We start from the raw sequence: 16,894 nt of genomic DNA, 5'->3' as shown, positions 1-16,894 counted from the left end.
GCTCATGAAGCAGATAGTCATCAAGTGTTTTAGTTATCGGGGGGATCGTCAACTCTTCACAAGCGTTCTTGCCGCTTGCTGGCTCTGCTTACTCGCTTTCGTAGGTTGCAGCCCACGCGAAATCGAGCCGGTATCTGCACCCTTGCCCGATGTGACAGTCCAGCTCCCCGAATCGCGACAAATTACCGAATTTTACGAATACATCGGACGGACAGAGGCACCTGAGTTTGTTGAGATTAGAGCGCGGGTAACAGGCTACCTTACCAAGATCCATTTTACCGATGGACAAGGAGTTCAGGCGGGAGAGCCCCTCTTCGAGATCGATAACCGGCCCTACCTATTCGCGTTTAATAACGCGACAGCCAGGCTTCAACAAGCCGAATCCCAGCTTAAACTCGCCAACATAACGCTCGAACGAAACAAAACGCTCGCTGCGACCAACTCCGTCTCTCAGCAAGATCTCGATGAAGTAGCGACACAACAATCCAATTCCGTAGCCGAGGTCAATGCGGCTGGAGCAGCGCTCGCCCAAGCAGAACTGGATCTCGAGTTTTGCAGCATCAAGGCTCCTATTTCCGGGCGTTTGAGTCAAGCCAACGTTACGGTTGGCAATTTAATTTCCTCGACGCAAATCAATGCGAGTCCACTCACGACGATCGCTAGCGTCGACCCTATCCACGTTTTATTCGATGTGGATGAAACTGCGGTGCTGCGATTCCGAGAGCTCCGCCGTGAACAAGGAGAAAGCGTTCAGTTTACTCACGTTCGCGATATCAATCAAAAAGTCTTGGTAGCCTTGTCGAATGAAAGTGATTTCATTCACGAAGGCGTTTTGGACTTTATCGACAATCGGGTTAGACCCAATACGGGGACCCTGTTAGTTCGAGCTGTTTTGCCAAACCCAGATGGAATTTTTGCCCCCGGTTTTTTCGTTCGAGTCAGGATTCCGTTCGGGAAGCCTTCGGAATCCCTGTTGGTTCCCGAGCGCGCTATCCAAAGCGATCAAAGCATCAAGTTCCTGCTCGTTGTGGACGCGAATGGTGTTGTGCAAAGGCGTGATGTAAGCCTAGGTATACTGGAAGGCAACATGCGAGTCATTCGGTCTGGGCTAGATCCATCCGACCGGGTCATTGTAAACGGGACTCAGCGTGCTAGGCCCGGTGGAAAAGTCAATGCCGTTACGGGCGAGTCGCTAGCTAATACGGTCAGGGAGTAACTCATGCTCGCACGTTTCTTTGTCGATCGGCCTGTCTTCGCGACGGTTCTTTCCATCATCATTGTGATGTTGGGAGGGATTTCCTTGATGCAATTGCCGGTCGCTCAGTATCCAGAAGTTGCTCCTCCTACGATTCAGATAACCGCCGTTTACCCTGGTGCCAATGCACAGGTGGTAGCGGACACTGTTGCTGCGCCAATAGAGCAAGAAGTCAACGGCGTCGAAGGGATGTTGTATATGTCCTCGCGATGCACCAACGATGGTGTCATGTCGCTCGACGTGACATTTGAACTAGGAACCGACATCGATCAGGCGCAGGTGCAGGTTCAGAATCGAGTTGCGATCGCAGAATCAAAACTTCCGGAGGAAACGCGACGACAAGGTATCACGACCAAGAAGAAGTCTCCTAGCATCCTACTCGCAGTGAACTTGGTCTCGACCGATCCTCTTTACGATCAGCTCTATCTATCCAACTTTGCCACGATCGAAGTGCGCGACGCATTGATGCGACTCCCTGGGGTGGGGGATGTGAACATGCTAGGAGCTCGCGATTATTCGATGCGCATTTGGCTCGATCCACAAAAATTGGCGGCAAGAAATCTGTCCGCAGGAGACGTGCTCAACGCCTTGCGAGAGCAAAACGTACAGGTCGCTGCGGGGCGAATCGGACAGGAACCAGCCGACCCAGGGCAAGAATTTCAGCTCGCAATCAGCACCAAAGGGCGATTGCTCGAGCCCGAAGAGTTCGATGAAATTGTCGTCAAAGGGAACGGTACGGAATTCGTTAAGCTACGAGATATTGCAAGGACGGAGCTGGGGGCACGAAATTACGATGTGAGCAGTGCGCTTGATGGCAAGCCCAGTGTGACCATCGCTGTGTTTCAACTGCCGGGCTCCAATGCCTTGACTACTGCGAACTCCATCAAGGAAAAGATGATGGAGCTCAAAGAATTTCGATTCAAGGAGGGGGTCGACTACGCCATCGTTTACGACACGACCGTCTTTGTGGAGGAATCGGTTCATGAAGTGTATAAGACCTTGCTCGAAGCTTTTGTGTTGGTCTTTATAGTCGTGCTCGTATTCTTGCAAGATTGGCGAGCCACATTGATGCCGATGATCGACGTACCGGTCTCTTTGATCGGGACGTTGGCGGTAATGCAATGGCTCGGATTTTCCTTGAACAATCTATCCATGTTGGGTTTGGTGGTCGCGATCGGGATCGTGGTGGATGATGCCATTGTCGTGGTGGAAAACATCGAACGTTGGATGGCCAAGGGATTGCCCGCCCGAGAAGCAACTATAAAAGCCATGGAAGAAATCACCGGCCCTGTGATTGCGATCACCTTGGTACTCAGCTCCGTCTTTTTACCCACCATCTTTATTGCTGGTATACCAGGACAGTTTTTTCAGCAGTTCGCTCTTACGATTGCCGCCTCGACCATCATCTCTGCTATCAACGCTATGACGATGGCACCTGCGCGGGCCGTTACGTTGATCAAACCACACAAGGAGGGGCATCCTCGCGAAGCTCTTCCGACCTGGGGGGTGGGACTTATCGCTGCTTATCTCGTTTATCGATTTCTTTTTCCCACAGCAGCCCACTTCGTTGGAATTCCGATGAGTTCGGGAGGGCATGGTGCCGAGCCAGTTGTTTGGAGAGCATTTGACTGGACTATTTTTGCGGTTGTGTGTGGGGCGGCATTTGTTGGTGGCCTTTTCCTCCACCCACTTGTGAATCGGATCCTACAAGCCTTTTTCGTGGTATTCAACCGAGTCTTTGAAGCGTTGACGAATCTCTATGGAAAAGGGGTCGCTGGCGTTCTCAAGCTCAGTGTCGTTTTCGTGGTATTGTACGCGGGGTTGATTGGCCTTACGTTCAAAGGCTTTGAGATAACGCCGGTTGGATTCATCCCTGCGCAAGACAAAGGCTACATGATCGTCAATGCAAAGCTTCCCGACGGTGCCAGCTTGCAGCGGACGGAGGAGGTGACGAGACGAATCAACGAGATTTTGTTACAGACTGAGGGCATTGAGCATACGGTCAGTGTGCCTGGCTTTTCGATTTTGACCAGCACCAACGCTTCGAACAGTGCAGGCTTGTTTGTCATCCTTTCGCCATTTGAGGAGCGAAGCAAAAAGCCTGAGCTGTATGCCGATTCGTTGATACAGTCGATTCAGAAGAAGCTGAGCACTATTCAAGATGCACAGATTGTGGTGCTAGGGGCTCCACCGATCGACGGCTTAGCTTCGAGTGCCGGGATGAAAATGCAGGTCCAAGATCGCGCGGGTGTCGGGCCAGCTGCGTTGCAGGGGGCGATCGAGAATTTGGTGGTCAGCGGTGCGGCGGAACCAAGGCTCGCGGGGACTTATTCCAGTTACAGCGCAAACGAGCCGCAACTCTACATCGACATCGATCGAGAAAAGGCAAAATCCGAAGGTGTAGCACTAAATGATGTTTTCCAAACCTTGCAGATCTATCTGGGCGCAGCCTATGCGAATGACATCACCCGGTTTGGTCGTAATTGGCAAGTTAACGTGCAGGCAGACGCTAAATTTCGAGCCAATGCAGCGGATATCGGACGGCTGCAAGTACGAAACCAATCGGGCGATATGGTGCCACTGGCCACCCTCATCGATGTAAGGGACGTCACCGGCCCTGGCATCGTCTACCGATTCAACATGTACCCGACTGCTGACTTCGTATCCAATCCTGCACCAGGCCTAGGATCGGGTGATGCAATTCAACTAATGGAGGGAATCGCGAATCGAGAACTCCCCAAGACTATGGGTTTCGAATGGACTGAACTGGCATTACAACAGATCAAAGTCAGCGGTGATTTATTGACCAAGCTGGTGTTTCCGTTGGCGGTTGTGTTTGTGTTCATGGTGCTAGCCGCGCAGTACGAAAGCTGGTCCATGCCATTGGCAATTCTGCTGATCGTACCTATGTGTTTGTTGGCCGCGCTGGGGGGCTTGTGGATCTACAAGTCCGACATCAATATCTTTACGCAGATTGGGTTTATCGTCCTGATTGCATTAGCCGCAAAGAATGCGATTCTGATCGTTGAGTTTGCTAAGCAATTGCAACAGGAGGGGGCGGATCGTTATGCTGCGGCGGTCGAAGCATGCCGCGTGCGGTTGCGACCGATCCTTATGACTTCGTTTGCATTTATTCTTGGGGTTTTACCACTCTTGCTGGGTAAAGGTGCTGGTTTTGAGATGCGCAAGTCATTGGGAATGGCGGTTTTTTACGGAATGCTAGGTGTGACGGTTTTCGGATTAATCTTCACACCTCTTTTCTACGTGTTGATCGACAAGATGGGCTCGTTCTTTGCTAAGACTCCCAAAGGAGATGAGCAATCGAACCAGGGGCTAACCAGACCTAGTGCTGCACCGAAGCGACGACGCTGGTGGCAACAGATTCTGAACCGATCTGCAAAACCCAGCGAATAAGCACGCGGAAGATGCTCCCCGACGAGTTCGTTCCTGGCCCGCGTGAAAAATATGAGATTGGTCAGAATGCAACACGGAGTCTATCGTTTCGTGTATGCTAATAGGCAGTTTGTACATCCCACCCGCATTCCCTACTCTCCAGGATTTCCCACCATGCGAAAAAGTACTCCTGCTCCAAAAGATTCGAATGTTAGCGAAATTGCGAAAGACACAAATTCCGTCGTGTCTACTGCGGGCCTTAAAACACAAGCCCATCGTCGATCCTTTCTCCAGACCATGACGACGGCGATTGCAGGAGTTTCCGCTGCTCCATATCTGATCACGAGTAGATCATTCGCAAAGAACGTGGTAGGGACCGACGAGCACGCCTACGAAATCCAACATCAGTGCGTGCAGCTACCATCGCAATTTTCGTGGCAGACAACACACAACGTTGCGGTCGATGCTGAGAACAATCTACACGTAATCCATGAGGGCCGTTCCAATCTGAAAGACCATCCGTCCATTTTCGTGTTCGATGAAACCGGAAAGTTTATCCGAGCTTTTGGAAATCAATTCCAAGGTGGAGGACACGGGATCGAGGTTCGAACCGAGGGAACAGAGCAGTTCCTGTACGTGGCTGCCTATCAGCAAGTGAAATCGTTTGCGAAGCTAAGCCTCAAAGGCGATGTCATCTGGGAAAAGCGTGCCCCGACGGAAGCCAAGATCTATCACCCCGATGAAGCGACTAATCCCGCCCAGGTTTGGGGCCGAGATCGATTCATGCCAACCAATTTTGCTTTCTTGCCAAATGGCGAGTTCTTTCTCGCGGATGGCTACGGGGCCTTTTATATTCACCACTACGACAAGGACGGAAAATGGCTCAGCGCGTTTGGTGGTGCCGGAGATGGAACGGGGAAATTCAACACTCCGCATGGTCTTTGGATTGATGATCGCGATCCCAACGCACCTGTAATCGTTGTAACCGATCGTGCTCACAATACGCTGCAGTTGTTCGACCTCAAAGGGACCTATCTCAGAACCATTACAGGTTTTGGCTTACCCGCGAACGTCGATTCGCAGGGGGATCTTTTTATGGTGCCGGAGCTCAAAGCCCGCGTTTCCTTGCTCGACAAAGACTATAAAGTTGTGGCTACGCTCGGTTCTGATGTAGAAAGAATCGAAGCCGATAGTGGTTTCAAAATTCGCCAGGACGAGTCAGCTTGGGAGCAAGGTAGATTTGTCCATCCACACGACGCATGTTTCGACCTCAAGGGCAATATTTACGTTGCCGAGTGGGTGCAAACCGGACGAATTTCCAAGCTCGTCAAGCAGTCGTAAGATCGTAGTCAAATACGATTAATCCTTACCTCTCCTCTTTTTCAATAGTCACATCACCATGTCAAAACCAAGCAAGTCACTAAATCGAAGGCATTTTGGAATAGCCGCAGGAGCGGCCGCTTCTGCTCTCGCCGTATCACGAGCCGATGCCAGCCCCACCGCAGCTGGTCTCATCAACGAATCGTCGCTCACGCCAGGCAGGCTGAACCAATCGGTCTGTCGTTGGTGTTTTGGCAATATGTCCCTCGAGGAATTGTGCCAGGCGGCAGTTAAGTTGGGTTTGGTCGGGATTGATCTGCTTGGGCCGGATGATTTCGAGACCTTGAAGAAGCATAACCTTGTCTGCACGATGGTCTCCTCGCATTCGCTTACAGACGGTCTATGCGATGAGAAATACCATGAATCGGCATTGAAGAAAATCAATGAGATGATCGAGGTCGCATCGGCAGTTGGTTATAGGAATGTTATCTGCTTTTCGGGGAACGCGCGCGGTATCGATCGCAAGACGGGCTTGAAGAACTGTGCAAAAGCATTGCGGCAGATCGTCGACGTAGCCAAGACCAAGAATGTCATTCTGAACATGGAGTTGCTCAACAGCCGGGTCGATCACCCTGACTACATGTGTGACCGTTCGGATTGGGGAGTTGAGTTATGCAAAGAGGTCGGTTCTGATCACTTCAAATTGCTATTCGACATCTACCATATGCAGATCATGGAGGGAGATCTAATTCGGACGATCCAGAAGAATCATCAGTACTTTGGGCATTACCATACCGCTGGCAACCCCGGTCGCAATGAGCTAGATGAGTCCCAAGAATTATTCTACCCGCCGATCGCCAGGGCGATTGCTGACACGGGGTTTGATGGCTATTTTGCCCACGAATTTATTCCCAAGCGAGATCCCATACAGGGACTTGCGGATGCAATTCGCCAGTGCACGGTTTAACAGCGTTGTGCAACGCAGTGTTGGTTGTATCTCGCTTAGTACCTGTCACTGAGCGAGTCGAGCCGTAGCGAGCCTCATAAGCCGTTGGCGTATACTAGCGAGCGTTCCTTTTACCTGGACAAAGATTCAGGTTCTAGGCTGCGTAACGGTCGGGGGTTAGGCGGTCGACAGGGATCGATGTTCGCTCATCACTGACCAATTGAGCGATTAGCTGACCGGTAATCGGCCCCAAACTCAAGCCCATCATCGCATGCCCCGCAGCAATCGCTATGTTATCCCAGTCCTTGGTGGTGCCAATATAAGGCAGACCATCCGGAGTTACCGGTCGTAAACCAACCCATGGCTCGATGCCTTGGAAGTCGTCCATGGAAAACTTGGGGAAGTAAGAAACCACACTCTTCTTAATCCCATTGAGCTTTTCAGGCGAAATCATATTGTCGGGCTTTCCGATTGTCATTGTCCCGCCAAAGCGGAGCCGGCTTCCCATCGGTGTGACCGCCACTTTCGCTTCGCAAAGAATGGAGCAAATGGAAGGTAACTGTGCCGGTGTTGGCAATGTCAACGAATAACCCTTGCCCGCCAACATAGGGATAGAAAGCCTCATCGCTCTGACGAGGGAATCAGACCAAACTCCTCCCGCAATGACGAACTTGTCCCCTTCGATTTCCCCGTGAGAAGTCTTCACAGCCACAACCGATCGCCCTCGGGTCACAAAGTCGGTTGCATGGTGCCCCCAGAGGAATTGGCAACCTCGAATCCCAAGCTTCTTGCGTAACGATTGCAGCAGCACGTCCGGTGACAGATGGCAATCCTTGGGATAGTAAACACTCCCCTCGATATTCATGTCGATATCCGGGTCCAGTGATGCTGTCTGTTCGGCATTGAAAACCTCGGCCGGAACTCCTAGCTTTTGAGCTTGCAACGCTAATTGCACTTCTTCGTGCATCATCGTGCTGGAATTGCAGAGCATGAGCAATCCCTTTTGTACCAATCCGCTATCGATTCCGCTCTCGGCCCATTTCACATATAGCTCACGCGAGGCGAGGTTTAAGTCTCTCAGGAGCGGAGCAGCTTGATCTACCTGGGCCTTAGTAGAAGCCAGGAAGAAGCGAAGTCCCCATTTCAGCATATCCAAACTCAGCGAAGGATTTAAAGAGAATGGAGACTCGGGATCCTTCATCCAACGCAGCGCCTGCCCCATAGTGCCTGGTGCGGCCAAGGGGATGAAATGACTCGGGACGATCATTCCGGAGTTCCCGAGCGAACAGCTATCGGAGTTCGGTTGTCCGCGATCAAGAATCGTCACATCCCAGCCTTTTTCTTGGGCAAAGTAGGCCGTCGACAAACCGATGATACCGCCACCGACAATGACTAGCTTTCCGCGTTCGTTTCCAACCATTCTGATCTTCGTGATTTCTATGCTTGTGGATGAGTTATTAGAAAACTTAGAGAGTCTCAGGCAAAAGTATAACTGGAGCCAGATGATATGGGGTAGCCTTTTTCCTATTTCGTTAAACCGCATGGGCATCGCCCTGCGTTGAGGGCTTCTGCGCTCTCGCCGGCCATCAGCTTCGCCAGTTATCTCGCTCACCCGCCCGAGTCCCCCCTCCCCGAACTGACGTTCGACCCTCCCCTGAGGGGCGGGTGAAGGGAACCGGGGCTATCGCCCGATCGGCTGATGTCGCGAGGCAGGAGCCTCGGGGACAGCGCGTTACAAGGCGGGAGCCTTGTAACGAGTTTGAAAGTATAACTGGAGCTTGATGATATGGGGTAGCCTTTTAACGAGTTTGACGCATTGCGGGAGTCGCCGTATGGCTTGCGCCATTACGCTATTATTTATGGGCGACGTTGTTTCTACGACTTACGGCAGATTTCTTGTGTCGATCGCTTAAACAAGACGTGCCATAAGTAGCTCTCTCTGGCACATCAATTCTTTTGGCATGGTGTGGTAGAGCTTCAGGAACAAATCGGATTGGCTTGTGAGCTCGGCAAGCCACTCCTCCTGCGAAAATTTCATAACTTCATCAAACATTTCTCGAGTAAATCCGTCCAGCCCTGAGGTGCAAAACCCTTTCCAATCCGGCGTCCAGCCGATCGGGGTCTCGTAGCCTGCCACTCTTCCTTGGCAACGCATCACGATCCACTCGAGAACTCTCAAGTTCTCCCGAAAGCCTGGCCACAGGAACTTGCCGTTCGTATCCTTGCGGAACCAATTGACGTGAAAGATGCGAGGAAGTCTGCGAATTTTTCTGCGCATCTCCAACCAATGTCCAAAGTAATCTCCCATGTCGTATCCGCAGAACGGGAGCATGGCCATCGGATCTCGTCGGACGGTTCCAATCGCACCGGTTGCGGCAGCGGTGGTTTCTGAACCTTGCGTGGCGCCTAAGAAAACGCCGTGAGTCCAGTCAAACGATTGGAAAATTAGAGGCATGGTCGTGGGACGCCGGCCACCAAAAACGATGGCATCGATCGGCACGCCTTCGGGATCCTGCCACCGTGGGTCGATGTTCGGACATTGACCTGCGGGGGCCGTGAATCGAGCATTCTTATGAGCCGCTAATCGACCGCAATCCGGTGTCCAATCCTCTCCCTTCCAGTCGATTAAGTGGGCTGGCGGATCCGAATGTCCTTCCCACCAAACACTGCCATCGTCGGTGAGTGCAACATTGGTAAAAATCGTATTCGCCGACATGGCCTGCATCGCGCCGGGGTTGGATTCCCAAGAAGTTCCAGGGGCAACACCAAAGAATCCTGTCTCAGGGTTGATCGCATGCAGCTTGCCAGTCGAGCCGGGCCACAACCAAGCGATATCGTCGCCAACCAAGGTCGTTTTCCAACCTTTTTCGCGATACTGATCGGGAGGCAATATCATGGCCAAATTGGTTTTACCGCAAGCACTCGGAAATGCGGCGGTTAAGTAGGTCTTGGCACCATCTGGTGATTCGATCCCCATAATGAGCATGTGCTCAGCTAGCCATCCTGCATCGCGAGCAATCGAGCTAGCGATCCGCAGGGCAACGCACTTCTTTCCGAGCAACGCATTGCCACCGTACCCGCTGCCGAACGACCAGACCTCGCGAGCTTCAGGGAAGTGAACGATATACTTCTCGTCATTGCATGGCCACGCTTCATCGGCCTGACCTAGCTCCAAAGGAGCCCCGACCGAGTGCAAGCATGGGATGTACCCCCCCGAATCCCCGAGCTTCTCGAGCACCTTGGTCCCCATGTGGCACATGATCTTCATGCTGACAACGACATAGGGGGAATCGGTCAGCTGAACTCCGATCAAGGCCAGCGGGCTGTCGAGAGGTCCCATGCAAAACGGGACGACATACATGGTCCGGCCTTTCATGGAGCCTCGAAACTTATCCTTGAGAAGGTTTCGCATCTCCTTGGGGTCACGCCAATTGTTGGTCGGCCCAGCATCGGTTTCTCGCAGTGAGCAGATAAACGTCCGATCCTCGACCCGTGCAGTATCCGATTCATGGCTGCGAGCCAGAAACGAATTGGGATGCTTCTCAGGGTTTAACCGGAGGAACGTCCCTTGGGAGACCAACAATTCCGTAAGGCGGTTCCATTCTTGTTCCGACCCGTCGCACCAAACCACGTCCGCCGCTTCGCACCACTGACTCGTCTTTTCGACCCACTCGTTAAGTTTAGCGTGTGCGGAAGTTTGCGTTGTCATCGTGGTTTGTCGTGTCTGTTTGGGATAAGGAGGCTGATGCGAACGTTTCCAGTCGCTTGAAAACGTACCCGGAAAATAAAAAGGGCTCAATCGGAATCAGGACGCATATTATAACGCCGGACTGATTTTTCATGAGCCCAACTGCCAAGTCTAGTTTGTCGCGTCTGCCGCGTAGCTTTCCACCGGAGGACATGAGCAAACTAGGTTCCGGTCGCCGAAAACGTTGTCGACTCTACCAACAGGTGGCCAATATTTGACAGCATAATTCGCTTCTACGTCAGGACACACCGCCTCGCGACGTGAATAAGGGAGCTCGTTTCCCTCTAGTATCGATTCGAGCGTATGGGGAGCATTGTGAAGTGGATTGTTTTCCGCAGGCCAGTGTCCATCTCGAACCTTTTCGTATTCTGCAAAAATCGCATTCATGGCTCGGCAAAAGCGATCCAGTTCTTGCAGCGATTCGCTCTCGGTTGGCTCGATCATGAGAGTGCCTCCAACCGGGAACGACATGGTAGGTGCATGGAATCCGTAATCGATTAGTCGCTTGGCCACATCCTCAACACTGACATGGTGAGCTCCCAACGGACGGGTATCGATAATGCACTCGTGCGCGACCAGACCGCGGTGACCTGTATAAAGAATCGAGTAATTCTTCTTCAGTTTATGGGCTATGTAGTTGGCATTCAGAATCGCTACCTGAGTCGCCTTTTTCAAGCCTTCTGCACCCATCATCCTAATGTACATCCACGAAATGGGGAGGATGCTGCTGCTGCCAAACGGAGCGGAGCTTACCTTGGGTCCGGTTCGATCGGCGTTGACTCCATCCTTGGGCAAGAACGGAGCGAGATGACTGCGTACCCCAACCGGTCCAACACCAGGACCACCACCACCGTGAGGAATGCAGAATGTCTTATGCAAATTCAAGTGCGAAACGTCGCCGCCGAACTTGCCCGGCTTGGCAACTCCCACGAGAGCGTTGAGATTCGCCCCATCGATATAGACTTGTCCGCCGGCTGCGTGCACCTTTTCGCAAACCTCGGTGACTACTTCCTCGAAAACGCCGTGCGTCGAAGGGTACGTGATCATGATTGCCGCGACCCGGTTTGGGTGAGCTGCGATTTTGGCATCGAGATCGTTCAAGTCGACGTTCCCATACTCGTCGCATTTAACGACAACGACGCTCATGTTTGCCATTTGAGCGCTAGCGGGATTCGTGCCGTGGGCGCTGCTGGGGATCAAGCAGATGTTGCGGTCCATGTCCCCGCGAGACTCGTGATAGGCTTTGATGGCAAGCAGTCCGGCATACTCACCTTGCGAACCTGCGTTGGGTTGTAACGATATCGCATCGTAACCTGTAACTTCGCACAGCATGGCCTCCAACGATGCAATCATCTCGCGATAGCCCTCGCATTGATCGGCTGGTGCAAAGGGATGCATGTTTCCAAACTCAGGCCAAGTCACCGGGGTCATTTCGGCAGCTGAGTTGAGTTTCATGGTGCAGGAACCGAGAGGAATCATAGCCCGATCAAGCGCGATATCCATTTCGGACAATCGACGTAGGTACCGCATCATCTCCGTTTCGCTACGATACCTGTGGAAGACCGGTTGCGACATATAAGAATCATCCCGATGCAATTCGCTCGGAATGGCGTTGCTATCCGAATCGAGTTCGCATGAGATAGTCGCGTTAAACAGCTTCGCGATTTGCGTTAGATCTGCATGGGTGGTGGTCTCGTCGACGGCAATTCCCACGTGCGAGTCATCATATTCCCGCAGATTGTAGCCAGCTGCTCGCGCTTGCTCATGAATCGCAAGTGTTTTCGCCCCGGTCTCAACCACAAGCGTATCGAACACGTTCTCGGCGATCACGTTCCAGCCCGCCGAACGAATGCCTCTTAGGAGCAATGCAGCCTGGGCGCTTACACGCCGAGCGATGGATTGCAGACCTTGCGGGCCATGATAACAAGCATACAACGTCGACATGATCGCTAGCAGGGCTTGTGCGGTGCAAATGTTCGAGGTGGCTTTTTCGCGGCGAATATGCTGTTCGCGTGTCTGCAAAGCAAGCCGGTAGGCGGGCTTTCCGTGCGAATCGATCGATTGTCCTACAAGTCGACCTGGAAGAGTTCGCTTGAGTGCATCCTTAGCCGCCAGGAACGCAGCATGCGGACCTCCGAAACCAAAGGGTACACCGAAGCGTTGTGCGTTTCCGACAACGATATCGGCTCCCATGCTTCCTGGTGACTTCATGATGGTCAACGCTAACAGGTCGGTTGCCATCACGACTAAACAATCGTGCGAGTGAGCTGCCGCGACGTGCTTGCTCAAATCGCGAATAGAACCATCGGTGGCGGGATACTGGAAAAGAACGCCGAACGCGTTCTGCCAATCCTGCTCGGTATCGTTCTGGTCGAACCGCACGATCTCGATGCCAAGTGGTTTGGCGCGGGTTTCGATGACTTCAATGGTTTGAGGATGGCATTGGGTGGCGACGTAGAATTTTTGACCGGACTTGCGACTGCTGCGTCGGCACAAAGTCATTGCTTCTGCGGCTGCGGTTCCTTCGTCTAGAAGCGAGGCACCGGAAACATCCATGCCGGTCAATTCACAAACCATCGTTTGAAAATAAAACAGCACTTCCAGACGGCCTTGGGAAATCTCTGGTTGGTAGGGAGTATACGCCGTGTACCAAGCTGGATTCTCGAGAACGTTTCGCAGAATCACCTTGGGCGTGTGAGTACCGTAATAGCCTTGTCCAATGAGGCTCTTGAGGACGATGTTCTTCGAGGCAATGGTTCGCAGCTCGGCAAGGGCTTCTTCTTCGCTGACACCTTGGGAGATGTCGAGCCGGTCGCGAAACGCGATATTGTTGGGAATGACCGTGTCGGTCAGGTGGTCGAGGGACTCGTACCCGAGCAAGGTAAGCATTTCGCGAATCTCATAGTCGCGAGGCCCGATGTGGCGAGAAACGAAAGACGACAGGGGCTTGTTCAGACTAGACATGGAACGACCTCAGGTAAGCGATTCAAATCGACGAAAAACCGACACTAATACCGACTTAATGGGAGCACTGTGACTTAGTGGGAGCATTGTGGAGAACCGCGATTGATTCTGCGGAAGTCACTGTGCCATCAAGTCTGAGTGTGTAAGTCTGAAAGTGTCAGGAACGCTTGCCCCTCTGTCCATTTACCTGAGAGATATTGATCCGGGAGAGGGATCTTTCCCCTTCGGTGGATCGGGCAGGCTGGATTCCTGCCGCTCGGGACTTTAGTTCCGATAGGGAGGAAACGTACCTACGCGATCACTCTCCAGAGACGGTCGATAAGAAAACAGTTCTTGAGGCCTGAGCGATTCTGGGTCAATATTGCGCCTTCGGCGATTGGATCTGGTCAGAGCTTTACCCCCTCCCGACCAATTCTCTCCCGATTTCTCTAAAACCGTATAGAACAGTTTAGGTGCTAATCAAGCATCCCGCAACCGTAGCCGTCATATTTCGGTCCGTGAGGTGAGAATTGTTTATCCGCATGGGCAATGCCCTGCGATGAGGTTTCCAAGGTGGCCCATCATGGCGATTCGCAGGTAGCTCAATCAGGCCCTTCGTTTCTCAGAGCGAGCCACCCGGACGCAGGGCGTTGCCAGTGCGCTTTTTCCGTTGGCTTTGCCCTTGGTGGCAAAATTTCGAGCCAGAATGGGCTTCCGAGCCGTTAGTCTTTGGGAGAGATGACGTTTCTTGCGAGCAGCCATCTTGCAAGTGCATCAGACCAGTCGCGTGTGCCTGCGATGTCGCGACCTAGTCCCACGCCATGGCGTCCCTTCTCATAAATGTGCAACTCACCCGGCACCCCGTTCTTGACCATGGCTGTGTAAAAGGCCAAAGCGTTTTCAGGTGGAACTGCAGTGTCCTCCTGAGTATGAAACAAGAATGTTGGTGGGGTTTCCTTAGTGACGTTCAAGTCGCTTTGAAAGGGGACGAGCTCCTCTTTGCTCGCATCTGCCCCAAGGAGATTGACTTCGCTACCTCGATGTCCTCGCGGATGTCCAAAGAGAATGACCGGGTAGGCCATCACTCCAAAGTCTGGGCGACTCGATTGTTTGGCAATGTGGTCATCGCTATTCGCATCCCCCAAATCAAATCGAGTCAGGACCGTGGAAACCAGATGCCCGCCGGCGGAGAACCCGAGAATGCCAACTCGATTCGGATCAATGTTCCAATCCGTTGCATTGGCGCGAACTATGCGAATAGCTCGCTGTGCATCTTGCAAAGGTGCCGGATGCCCGTAGCCCTTACCACGATGACGGTAATCACAAATAATGGCCGCCATACCTTGATCATTCGCCCACTTGGCAATCTCGGTCCCCTCGTGCCCCATCGCTAACCCACCATAGCCACCGCCAGGACAGATCACCAGTGCAGCGGTTGGTTTGCTCGACGGAGGTAAGTGAACAATGGCCATCGGAACGTCTTTAGGATCATTTCCAAGAGCACCGGGAGCACCGTCTTCCCAGAGCTTTACCGTGAGGGATCTCACTTCGGCACCCAGCATTCGTTGAGAATTAGTCAGCAGAGTGCTGAGGCTTAGAAGGAACATAAACAGCGATGTCAGCAACCAGCGGTTAACGTTGCTGATTCTTGCGACATCATTTGTGAGATCCATAGCTCGATACCTATTCTGAAGAGGGGGGATGAGGCTGGTTTTCAAGAAGCACTTTTCCCTCCCCTCGCTTCGCTCGACCCTCCCAAAGGGAGGGTGAAAGCGTTAGCTATCCTCCAAAAGGAGGTTAGCTAACGAGAACTGTGCGTGCTATGAACGAGGTGACAAAGGAAAAATTTCTTACCAGTTGGGACTTACGCTTGTGGCTCGGTCATCGCAAATGGATCGAGTGCTTTGTCGAGCGTCTCTTTCGGAAGCACGTTTTGTTCCAGGCATAGTTCGCGAATCGTCTTACCGGAGGCAAACGCTTCTTTGGTAAGTTTAGCAGCTTTCTCATAGCCAATGTACGGATTAAGGCTGGTAACCATCGACAAACTTTGCTCAACGGCGGCTTCGCAGGCTTCTGGATTGGCTTCGAGCCCGTCCATGCAGAACTCGATAAAGGCACTGATTCCGTTTGACAGGAGCATCAAGCTTTCGAGCATCGCGTGCCCCATGACTGGCATCATGATGTTGAGCTGGAAATTACCGCCCGATGCGCCGCACATGGTCATGGTGGTGTCGTTACCCATGACGCGTGCCGTCAACTGCATCATACTTTCGCACATAACCGGATTCACCTTACCCGGCATGATCGACGAACCTGGTTGGCGGTCGGGTAGGATCACTTCGTTGAAGCCGCAGCGAGGTCCGGAGCCAAGCCAACGAATGTTGTTCGAGATGTTGAAAAGGGTCATCGCAATCGTCTTGATGTAGCCGTGGCTGTCTACCAATCCGTCGCGCTGTGCGTTGGCTTCGAAGTGATCGACCGCTTCCACGAATGGAATACCGGTTTGCGATTGCAACGAGGCAGCCACTCGCGCCCCGAATTCTGGATGGGTGTTGATGCCGCTACCAACGGCAGTCCCGCCAACTGGTAGTTCGTAAACCGCTTTTGCTGCGAGTTCTGCTCGGCCAATCGATAGCTCGATCTGTCGCGCAAAGCCGCCAAACTCTTGTCCGAGACGGAGCGGAGTGGCGTCCATGAGGTGTGTTCGTCCGATCTTGATTACCTTGTCCCACTTCGCAGCCTTGTCCCTGAGCGACTCGTGGAGCCGCTTGAGTTGTGGAAGCAGCGTATTGTGAATTTCGACTGCCGTGGCGACATGGATCGCGGTTGGGAAAGTGTCATTCGTGCTTTGCCCCATGTTGACGTGATCGTTGGGGTGAATTGGTTTCACCTTGGAGAATCGATCTCCGCCCATCATCTCGATGGCTCGGTTCGAGATGACTTCGTTGACGTTCATATTGCTCGAGGTTCCCGAGCCTGTCTGGAAGACATCGATGGGAAACTCGCCGTCCATTTTGCCATCGATGACCTCTTGGCAAGCGGTCTTGAGGGCCGAGACTTGCTCTTCGTTGAGCGGATTCTTTCCGGTCCCAGTCAGCTTACCGAGGTCGTGATTGGCGACTGCACACGCTAGCTTCACACGCCCCATGGCACGCAGCAAAGGTACTGGAAGCTGCCACCCCGAGATGGGGAAGTTCTCGACCGCTCGCTGGGTTTGAGCACTGTAATAGGCGTTGGCTGGTACCTGAACCTCGCCCATCGAGTCCACTTCTGTTCTAAATTCGGCCAT

9 protein-coding genes and 1 riboswitch are annotated in these 16,894 nt (G+C 52.7%); of the genes, 4 read left to right on the top strand and 5 right to left on the bottom strand.

The window, feature by feature from the left end; all coding sequences use genetic code 11:
- Window positions 1-4: 4 nt before the first annotated feature.
- The 4 genes from SH449x_RS05230 to SH449x_RS05215 all read left to right on the top strand — a co-directional run bounded on the left by SH449x_RS05230 (window position 5) and on the right by SH449x_RS05215 (window position 6,935).
- Window positions 5-1,216, top strand: a complete 1,212-nt coding sequence (locus tag SH449x_RS05230; protein ID WP_482380268.1) for an efflux RND transporter periplasmic adaptor subunit — start codon at window positions 5-7, stop codon at window positions 1,214-1,216.
- A gap of 3 nt (window positions 1,217-1,219) precedes the next feature.
- Window positions 1,220-4,669 (top strand): efflux RND transporter permease subunit, encoded by a 3,450-nt coding sequence (locus SH449x_RS05225; RefSeq protein ID WP_482380267.1) that lies wholly within the window; start codon window positions 1,220-1,222, stop codon window positions 4,667-4,669.
- A gap of 153 nt (window positions 4,670-4,822) precedes the next feature.
- Window positions 4,823-5,989 (top strand): NHL repeat-containing protein, encoded by a 1,167-nt coding sequence (locus SH449x_RS05220; RefSeq protein WP_482380266.1) that lies wholly within the window; start codon window positions 4,823-4,825, stop codon window positions 5,987-5,989.
- Window positions 5,990-6,047: 58 nt separating this feature from the next.
- Window positions 6,048-6,935 (top strand): hydroxypyruvate isomerase family protein, encoded by an 888-nt coding sequence (locus tag SH449x_RS05215; RefSeq protein ID WP_482380265.1) that lies wholly within the window; start codon window positions 6,048-6,050, stop codon window positions 6,933-6,935.
- A 133-nt stretch (window positions 6,936-7,068) separates the two neighbouring features.
- Here SH449x_RS05215 and SH449x_RS05210 read toward each other — a convergent pair whose 3' ends face one another.
- The 5 genes from SH449x_RS05210 to SH449x_RS05190 form a co-directional block, all read right to left on the bottom strand.
- Window positions 7,069-8,334, bottom strand: coding sequence for an NAD(P)/FAD-dependent oxidoreductase (locus tag SH449x_RS05210; RefSeq protein WP_482380264.1), 1,266 nt, complete (start codon window positions 8,332-8,334; stop codon window positions 7,069-7,071).
- Between the two features lie 489 nt (window positions 8,335-8,823).
- Window positions 8,824-10,713, bottom strand: a complete 1,890-nt coding sequence (locus tag SH449x_RS05205) for a phosphoenolpyruvate carboxykinase (GTP) (protein ID WP_482380263.1) — start codon at window positions 10,711-10,713, stop codon at window positions 8,824-8,826.
- A 60-nt stretch (window positions 10,714-10,773) separates the two neighbouring features.
- Complete coding sequence (gcvP, locus tag SH449x_RS05200; RefSeq protein ID WP_482380262.1) at window positions 10,774-13,626, bottom strand: aminomethyl-transferring glycine dehydrogenase; 2,853 nt, start codon at window positions 13,624-13,626, stop codon at window positions 10,774-10,776.
- Window positions 13,627-13,943: 317 nt separating this feature from the next.
- Window positions 13,944-14,058: riboswitch (glycine riboswitch) on the bottom strand.
- A gap of 269 nt (window positions 14,059-14,327) precedes the next feature.
- Window positions 14,328-15,278, bottom strand: coding sequence for an alpha/beta hydrolase (locus SH449x_RS05195; protein WP_482380261.1), 951 nt, complete (start codon window positions 15,276-15,278; stop codon window positions 14,328-14,330).
- 191 nt (window positions 15,279-15,469) lie between these two features.
- Window positions 15,470-16,894 (bottom strand): class II fumarate hydratase, encoded by a 1,425-nt coding sequence (locus SH449x_RS05190; protein ID WP_482380260.1) that lies wholly within the window; start codon window positions 16,892-16,894, stop codon window positions 15,470-15,472.

It is taken from the genome of Brakhagea baltica, assembly GCF_052161605.1.
In the GTDB taxonomy this organism is placed as follows: Bacteria; Planctomycetota; Planctomycetia; order Pirellulales; family Pirellulaceae; genus JBKCUI01.
This window is presented reverse-complemented; position numbering and strand designations above follow the sequence as displayed.